This window comes from Pseudomonas sp. RIT778 (assembly GCF_019718735.1).
Classification (GTDB): domain Bacteria; phylum Pseudomonadota; class Gammaproteobacteria; order Pseudomonadales; family Pseudomonadaceae; genus Aquipseudomonas; species Aquipseudomonas aphyarum.
Genome location: NZ_JAIHBA010000039.1, coordinates 52,456 through 59,088, shown reverse-complemented (window position 1 = coordinate 59,088; position 6,633 = coordinate 52,456). Strand labels below are relative to the sequence as shown.

The window sequence follows — 6,633 nt, the reverse complement described above, 5'->3', positions numbered from 1 at the left end:
GATCTCTCGTTAGCGGGAGGCGAATTCTACAGCGTTACACGCTGCTGTCAACACCTCTTTTTCTCCGCTTTCGACCGAGAAGATCGAACCGTTGAAAGCGCCGAACAAACCGGCATCTCCAACTCCTTCCAGGCTTCGATGAACTGAAGCGACCCGCTCTCGAAACCTACTTAACTCATTGAATCTCAAGGAGTTTTCCGTTTCGACTGCGCCGGAAGTGGGGCGAATTATAGAGACTCAGAATCTGCCGTCAACCCTTAATTTCGCTTTTCCTGAAAAACCTGCTTTTTACCCATCAAACGCGGGATCCGGCGGGTCAATGGAGGAATACGCAGCACCAAAAGGAAAACACCTATAAAGGCATAGATTGCCCACTCCTTAAGATCAGCACGCACAATCCACAACATATGCAGCAATCCCAACCCGAGAATCACATACACCAGCCGGTGCAACTTCTTCCAGCGGGTACCTAAACGGCGCTGACTGTATCGGTTGGAGGTAATCGCCAATGCAAACAACCCCAGAAAACCCAGAGCACCCACAATGATGTAGGGACGTTTGCGCAGCTCGACACCGAGTTGCGACCAGTCGAAACCGAGAATGAACGCCATATAGCTGCAAAGATGCAGAACCACATAGGCAAAACACCAGAGCCCCAACTGACGGCGCACGGCAATCCACCCGGCCCACCCCGTAAGTTTCTGCAGCGGCGTCATACTCAGGGTGATCAACAGCAATACCAATGTCCCAAGCCCTAGCCGATCAACCAGAACCTTCCCCGGATCTGGCCCAAGCAGATCCGCAAAAGCCTGATAGAACCACAACAGCGGCCAGATCGCCGCAGCCAGGAAAACGCCTACGCGCCAGATCGGATATCGCATCAGTAGTTCTTCCGCAGATCGAGCCCTGTATATAAAGAAGCGACCTCATCCGAGTAGCCGTTGAACATCTGCGTATCACGCACATTCGGCTTGAACAGACTGTTAGGCAGTCGCCGCTCCCGCGCTTGAGTCCAGCGTGGATGGTCGACAGTAGGGTTCACATTCGCATAGAACCCGTACTCATCCGCAGCAATGCTCTGCCAGGTTGTCTTCGGCTGTTCGCTGACCAGACTGATCCGCACGATGGATTTGACGCTTTTGAAGCCGTACTTCCAAGGCACCACAAGACGCAACGGCGCACCGTTCTGGTTTGGCAATTCGCGGCCATACATACCCACCGCCAAAATCGCCAAGGGATTCATCGCCTCATCCAGACGCAAACCTTCTACATAAGGCCAGTCGATCAGGGCAAATCCCGAACGCTGTCCGGGCATGCTCTTCGGATCCTGCAAGGTTTCGAAGCGAATGTATTTGGCATTCGAAGTAGGTTCTACCTGCTTCAACAGTGCCGAGATGGGAAAACCGATCCAGGGAATCACCATCGACCACGCCTCGACACAACGCAGGCGATAAATACGCTCTTCCAGCTGGTAAGGCTTCATGAAGTCTTCCAGGGCATAACGCCCAGGCTTACCCACCTCCCCGTCCACGACAACAGTCCATGGTTCGGTTTTCAAGGAAGCGGCATTGGCCGCCGGATCACCCTTGTCGGTACCGAACTCATAGAAGTTGTTGTAATGGGTGGCGTCCTTGAAAGGTGTGATCGCCTCATTCTTGACGTTCACCGCGCCCCATTTGACAGAGGGCAACTTCTCGGCAAACCAGGCGGGCGCTTTTCCGGCCTCTACATCGGCATAGCGGGCAGCCTCTTCGGCACTGGCCCAGCGCGGCAAAGTGCTCACGGCCAAACCGGCCGCAGTCGCTCCGAGCAATTGTCGGCGAGAGAGATAAATGGATTCAGGCGTTACGTCCGACTCATGGCAATCGGACGCTTTGGGGACTTTGATCAGCATGGCAACTCCGCAGCTTTGGAGGACAGATGCACCATAGACTGCGGAGTATGAGGGAAATTACATCACTCGGCGTGTTTGTGACGACGAAGATGCAACAGATACTGCACCGGGCCCGACGCGGCATAAGCGAGGAACACCAGCAGCAGAATGCGAGGCGGATCGCTGAACACCACGGCAAAGACCAGCACCACCGCAAGGATCGCCACGAAAGGCACGCGCCCCTTCAAATCCAGCTCCTTGAAGCTGTTGTATTTGATGTTGCTGACCATCAGCATGCCGGCAGCCGCCACCATCAGTGCAACCAGGAATGACATCTTCGAACCCTGGATCCCGTAATCACTGAACGCCCAGACAATACCCGCGACCACACCAGCAGCAGCCGGGCTGGCCAGGCCGATGAAGTAGCGCTTGTCGGCGGTACCTACCTGAGTGTTGAAGCGCGCCAGACGCAATGCCGCACCCGCCACATAAATGAAGGCAACCATCCAGCCGACCTTGCCCATGTCACCCAGCGCCCAGCCGAATGCCAGTAATGCCGGCGCGACACCAAAGGCGACCATGTCCGACAGCGAGTCGTACTCGGCGCCGAAGGCGCTTTGGGTATTGGTCATGCGCGCTACGCGACCATCAAGACCGTCGAGCACCATGGCGACAAAAATCGCGATGGCAGCAAAGGCAAAGTACTTGCTCGCATTCGCCGAGTCACCGGCGCTCAGCGCAGCCTGGGCACTCATCGAGTTGATGATGGAATAGAACCCTGCGAACAGGTTCGCAGTGGTGAACAGATTCGGCAGAAGATAGATACCACGATGCCGGACTTTACGGCCTTCTGCGTCATGCCCTTCTTCGATGTGCTCATCGATGGGCAGCAGGCTTTCGGCGTCGGAAGCCTGGTTCGGCTCTTCGGGACGTTCGCTCATGGACAGTACCTTGCAACGGATTGGACATTTTCGACAGGTGTCTGGGACGACGGTTCGGCCACAAACGATGCAGCTTTATACCAGAACCGCCCGCCCATACGAAAAAACGCGGCCGAGGCCGCGTTTTTTCATACAAGGTTCGACGACTTAGTTTTTGGCTTTGTCGACGATCTTGTTGGCACCGATCCACGGCATCATGGAGCGCAGTTGCTCGCCGATGATTTCGATACCGTGAGCGGCGTTGTTACGACGCTTGGCGGTCATCGAAGGGTAGCCGGTTGCGCCTTCGCTGATGAACATTTTGGCGTATTCGCCGTCCTGAATACGTTTCAGGGCGTTGCGCATGGCCTGACGGGATTCGGCGTTGATCACTTCCGGACCCGTCACGTACTCGCCGTATTCAGCGTTGTTGGAGATCGAGTAGTTCATGTTGGCGATACCGCCTTCGTACATGAGGTCAACGATCAGTTTCAGTTCGTGCAGGCACTCGAAGTAGGCCATTTCCGGCGCGTAGCCAGCTTCAACCAGGGTTTCGAAACCGGCTTTTACCAGCTCGACGGTACCGCCGCACAGAACGGCTTGTTCGCCGAACAGGTCGGTTTCGGTCTCGTCCTTGAAGGTGGTTTCGATGATGCCGGTACGACCGCCACCCACGCCGGCGGCGTAGGACAGTGCAACGTTCTTGGCATTGCCCGAAGCGTCCTGGTAGATCGCGATCAGGTCAGGGATACCGCCGCCCTTCACGAATTCGGAACGTACGGTGTGGCCCGGGGCTTTCGGCGCGATCATGATCACGTCGAGGTCCGCACGCGGAACAACCTGGTTGTAGTGGATCGCGAAGCCGTGGGAGAAGGCCAGAGTGGCGCCTTTCTTGATGTTCGGCTCGATTTCGTTCTTGTACAGCTGGGACTGGAACTCGTCCGGGGTCAGGATCATGACCAGGTCGGCGCCGGCAACAGCGGCAGCCACGTCGGTCACTTTCAGGCCATGGGCTTCAGCCTTGGCAACGGTGGCCGAACCTTTACGCAGACCGACGGTAACGTCGACACCGGAATCTTTCAGGTTGCACGCCTGGGCGTGGCCCTGGGAGCCGTAACCGATGATGGCAACTTTCTTGCCCTGGATGATCGACAGGTCGCAGTCTTTATCGTAGAAAACTTTCATGAATTTCCCCTTTATATCCAGGCCGTTCAGGCCATTCGCTAATTTGGTTTAGATGCTGAGTACTTTGTCGCCGCGGGCAATACCGGTGACGCCACTGCGGACGGTCTCCAGAATCGATGCGGTGCCGATGGACTGAATGAAGCTGTCGAGCTTGTCGCTGGTACCGGTCAGTTGAACGGTATACACGCTGGCACTGACGTCGACGATCTGTCCACGGTAAATATCGGTGGTGCGTTTGATCTCGGCGCGCTGGGCGCCAGTGGCCTTGACCTTGACCAGCATCAGTTCGCGCTCAATGTGAGCACTTTCCGACAGGTCCACCAGCTTGACCACTTCGATCAGCTTGTTCAGGTTTTTGGTGATCTGCTCGATGACTTCATCGTGGCCAACAGTGGTCAGCGTCAGACGCGACAGGGTCGGGTCTTCGGTTGGCGCCACGGTCAGGCTTTCGATGTTGTAGTTGCGCTGCGAGAACAGGCCGACTACGCGAGACAAAGCACCGGGTTCGTTTTCCAGAAGCAAGGAAATAATGTGCCGCATGATTAGGTACGCTCCGTCTTGCTCAGCCACATATCGCGCATGGAGCCGTCTTTGATCTGCATCGGATAGACGTGCTCGCTGGTGTCGACCGAAATATCGATCACCACCAGGCGATCTTTCATGGCGAACGCCTCTTCCATCTTCGACTTCAAATCTTTCGATTCGGTGATGCGCACGCCGACGTGGCCATAGGCTTCAGCCAGCTTGACGAAGTCAGGCAAGGATTCCATGTAGGAGTGCGAGTGACGGCTGCCGTAACTCATGTCCTGCCACTGACGAACCATGCCCAGAACACCGTTGTTCAGGATGACGATCTTGACCGGCAAACCGTATTGCAGGCAGGTCGACAATTCCTGGATGTTCATCTGGATACTGCCTTCACCGGTGACGCACGCAACATCGGTGTCAGGGAAGCTCAGAGCGATACCCATCGCGGCCGGCAGACCGAAGCCCATCGTGCCCAGGCCACCGGAGTTGATCCAGCGGTTCGGCTTGTTGAACTTGTAGTACTGCGCAGCAAACATCTGGTGCTGGCCCACGTCGGAGGTCACAAAGGCGTCGCCCTTGGTCACTTCGCACAGGGTTTCGATCACGGTCTGTGGCTTGATCTTGCTGCCGTCGCCCTTGTCGTAAGGGAACAGGCCGCGATCACCGCGCCACTCATCAACCTGCTTCCACCAGCTGGCGACCGCTTCCTTGTTCGGGGTTTCGCCGATTTCCTTGAGGATCGCGACCATTTCGGTCAGGACGCTCTCCACCGGACCCACGATTGGCACGTCGGCCTTGATGGTCTTGGAAATCGAAGCCGGGTCGATGTCGATGTGAATGATCTTGGCGTTCGGGCAGAACTTCGGCGCGCCGTTGATCACGCGATCGTCGAAACGCGCACCGACCGCCAGGATCACATCGGCATGGTGCATCGCCAGGTTCGCGGTGTAGCTGCCGTGCATGCCGAGCATGCCGATGAACTGACGATCAGTGCCAGGGTAGCCACCCAGGCCCATCAAGGTATTGGTAACCGGCAGGTTGAGCATTTGCGCCAACTCGGTCAGCGGCGCGGAGCCGTTGCCGAGGATCACGCCACCGCCGGAGTACAGCACAGGACGCTTGGCCGCCAGGAGCATTTCTGCCGCCTTGCGGATTTGCCCGGAGTGACCGCGAACGGCCGGGCTGTAGGAACGCAGTTTGGCTTTCTTCGGGAAGATGTATTCGAACTTCTCGGCCGGGTTGGTCATGTCTTTCGGGATATCGACCACGACCGGGCCCGGACGACCGGATTGCGCCAGGTAGAAGGCCTTCTTCATGACTTCCGGGATTTCGGACGCGTGCTTGATCATGAAGCTGTGCTTCACGATCGGCCGGGAGATACCGATCATGTCGGTTTCCTGGAACGCGTCGGTGCCGACCATGGTGCTTGGCACCTGACCGGAAATGATCACCATTGGAATCGAATCCATATAAGCGGTGGCGATACCGGTGATGGCGTTTGTGGCGCCTGGACCGGAAGTCACCAATACCACGCCGGCTTTACCGGTGGCACGGGCGTAGCCGTCAGCCATATGGGTAGCCGCTTGTTCGTGACGAACCAGGATGTGGGTCACTTCCGGTTCTTTGAACAGGGCATCGTAAACATGAAGGAGAGCACCACCCGGGTACCCGTAGATATATTTGACGCCTTCGTCACGCAAAAAGCGGACGAGCATCTCACCGCCAGATAAAAGCTCCACGTTGTTCACCTCTAAAACGCCAGAATACCGTCCACAAAAAAGCGAACGGGTCTTAATAGGTTTACTTCTCGGCAGAGCATGAGCGACGGTGGTCGCCGACTACGTCAGCACTGACTGAGCAAGTATTGGGATCGTCCCAAGTGTTGCGGGCCTTTCCCACCCAGCGCGAGGTAACGCGTTGCGGGTGTAACAGGTCGACGCGGATATGCGCCTCATGATCTGCCGAGAGGGTCTGCTTCTGGCAGTCCCTGTACAGCGGACTTTGGATTCTTCTGTTTCGCCCTCTGCAAGTCAAGTCGTCTATGTGCTTAATTGTGGGTAAGCACATGAGAACGCAAGAAAAAACCTGGAAACCGCTACTCTGTTAGCTTCAATTGCGCAGTTTTGC

General features: G+C 56.5%; 6 protein-coding genes. All 6 read right to left on the bottom strand.

All coding sequences use genetic code 11. The features are described from left to right. Positions 1 to 257 precede the first annotated feature (257 nt). Positions 258 to 881, bottom strand: a complete 624-nt coding sequence (msrQ, locus tag K5E37_RS25130) for a protein-methionine-sulfoxide reductase heme-binding subunit MsrQ (RefSeq protein WP_221535427.1) — start codon at positions 879 to 881, stop codon at positions 258 to 260. Continuing rightward, on the bottom strand, positions 881 to 1,894 hold the full coding sequence (gene msrP, locus K5E37_RS25125; RefSeq protein WP_085608663.1) for a protein-methionine-sulfoxide reductase catalytic subunit MsrP: 1,014 nt from the start codon (positions 1,892 to 1,894) through the stop codon (positions 881 to 883). Before msrP ends, msrQ begins: the two co-directional genes overlap by 1 nt. Positions 1,895 to 1,956: 62 nt before the next feature. Next, the gene (pssA, locus tag K5E37_RS25120; protein WP_007959662.1) at positions 1,957 to 2,814 is read right to left on the bottom strand and encodes a CDP-diacylglycerol--serine O-phosphatidyltransferase; all 858 of its coding nucleotides are present in this window, start codon (positions 2,812 to 2,814) and stop codon (positions 1,957 to 1,959) included. Between the two features lie 147 nt (positions 2,815 to 2,961). Continuing rightward, entirely contained in the window at positions 2,962 to 3,978 is a 1,017-nt protein-coding gene (gene ilvC, locus K5E37_RS25115; RefSeq protein ID WP_007959661.1) for a ketol-acid reductoisomerase, read from the bottom strand. 48 nt (positions 3,979 to 4,026) lie between these two features. Next, the gene (gene ilvN / locus K5E37_RS25110) at positions 4,027 to 4,518 is read right to left on the bottom strand and encodes an acetolactate synthase small subunit (RefSeq protein WP_003176102.1); all 492 of its coding nucleotides are present in this window, start codon (positions 4,516 to 4,518) and stop codon (positions 4,027 to 4,029) included. Positions 4,519 to 4,520: 2 nt separating this feature from the next. After that, a complete protein-coding gene (locus tag K5E37_RS25105; RefSeq protein WP_085608788.1) occupies positions 4,521 to 6,245 on the bottom strand; it encodes an acetolactate synthase 3 large subunit in 1,725 nt (574 codons plus the stop codon). Positions 6,246 to 6,633: the final 388 nt, after the last annotated feature.